The sequence below is a fragment of the Gelidibacter sp. genome (genome assembly GCF_035515035.1).
Lineage (GTDB): Bacteria > Bacteroidota > Bacteroidia > Flavobacteriales > Flavobacteriaceae > Gelidibacter.
The window spans coordinates 1-1,691 of record NZ_DATJCA010000137.1 but is presented as its reverse complement, the minus strand read 5'-3'; the positions used below and the strand labels follow the sequence as shown (position 1 = coordinate 1,691).

The 1,691-nt window shown below is 39.0% G+C and carries 1 protein-coding gene and 1 pseudogene; one reads left to right on the top strand and one right to left on the bottom strand.

All coding sequences use genetic code 11. From position 1 onward, the window contains the following. On the bottom strand, window positions 1–1,030 hold a 1,030-nt coding region (locus VLZ86_RS11300), incomplete at its 3' end, for a TonB-dependent receptor plug domain-containing protein (protein WP_325451371.1). A 373-nt stretch (window positions 1,031–1,403) separates the two neighbouring features. Between VLZ86_RS11300 and VLZ86_RS11295 the strand changes: the two are divergent. Further along, window positions 1,404–1,691 (top strand): annotated as a pseudogene (locus VLZ86_RS11295) (histidine kinase); the annotation flags it as partial.

Here is a 1,691-nt window from a genome sequence, read left to right as displayed (position 1 = left end):
CAGTTCTGAAAAAATCATTGATATTATCGACTCTTTCATAAGGCTTTGTTGAGCCATCAAAAATCACCACAGATCGTCCAACACTATTGGAGAATTTTGGTCCCCAAGCGCTAGTGGTATAGCCATAAACTTCTGAAGGTCCTCTGTCAGGATTTGGCAATCGGCCATTGGTTCCAGAACCGTAATCGGTTTGAAAGTCCTTATAATTTGCGTTAACAAGATCGACACTGATACCACTGGTAAGCTCTACTTCAAGTTGTCCTGAACTTCCTTTTTTTGTAGTGATCAAAACAACACCATTTAACGCTCTTGACCCATAAAGTGCCGCCGCAGCTGCGCCTTTTAATACAAAAAGACTTTCGATATCATTAGGATTGATGCTTGAAATCCCATCACCATCGTCACTCCCATTGAACCACTGACTGGTGGCTTCACTATCATTTGAAAGGCCACTATTGTCAATAGGAATCCCGTCAACAACGTACAAAGGCTGGTTGTTTTCTCCAATGCTGGAAATCCCACGAATAATAACCCTGGTCGATCCGCCCACACCGGTGGATGGCATGGACACATCTACACCGGACACTTTTCCTGAAAGTGATGACGCTACGTTGGTTGTAATTACCCGATTCAAGTCGTCACCTTGAACTTCTTGAACTGCATAGCCCAATTCTTTCTTTTGTCGTTTAATCCCTAAGGCCGTCACCACCACTTCACTGAGGGATTCTAGAGCTTCGTCCATAGCCACGTCAATAGTTGCATTTGCGCCAACGGTGACCGTTTGTGTTTTCATACCGATATATGAAAAGTGAAGTATGTCACCCACATTTACGGATAAGGCATACTGCCCATCAAAATTGGTTTGAACCCCTTTAGAGGCACCTTCCACGATAACATTCACTCCAGGAAGCGGAAGCCCATCTGCTTTGGAGGTTACTGTTCCTTTAATTTCCTTTTCTTGCGCAACCATCACTTGGACAGTCAACATCAAAAAAGAAAACAAGAAAAGTGTGCGTAAATTTTGTTTCATAATTTAATTATTTCGTTTTGTTTAGTCTTGCCAAACTATCTATTAAAAAAATATTTTTAAAAGAATTTATATCAACGACATGCTTTTGCTCATAGACAGCATGATAAACTCGACAAGCGATTTTAACCAAATAAAGATTTATCAATTTAATTGTTAATTACTGATTATATCACTAAAATTGCTGCACAATAGCAGGGTTTTTATTCAAAAATTCCAATCAAATTCAATAATCATTACACTTTTTAAAAAGAAAATAGGCGACACCATTCCCATCAGATACCATGTCATGTTTTGGTTGGTATACTTCATTTTTAATTTTGTGAGGTGGGGAAGTTATTTCGACGATTACTGGTATTCTTTTAAATCCAACTTGGTGGAATTCCCTATCCACATCATTCTGGTGTATATCAACATCTATTATTTGATTCCAAAATTCATCCTACGGAAACAGTATTGGAATTACATCGCGTCCTTGTCATTTTTGCTGGCTTTGGTTTATATGATAAGAACTGGACTTATTTATTTTTTGGTGACCAAAAACATTTGGCCGGAAGCAGCCGAATCTGGTCAATTCATGGAACCGAACCATATTATTGTGGTGATCCTTGGCGAATTGTATGTGATTGGATTTGTTACGGCCATAAAATTGGTGATCGATTGG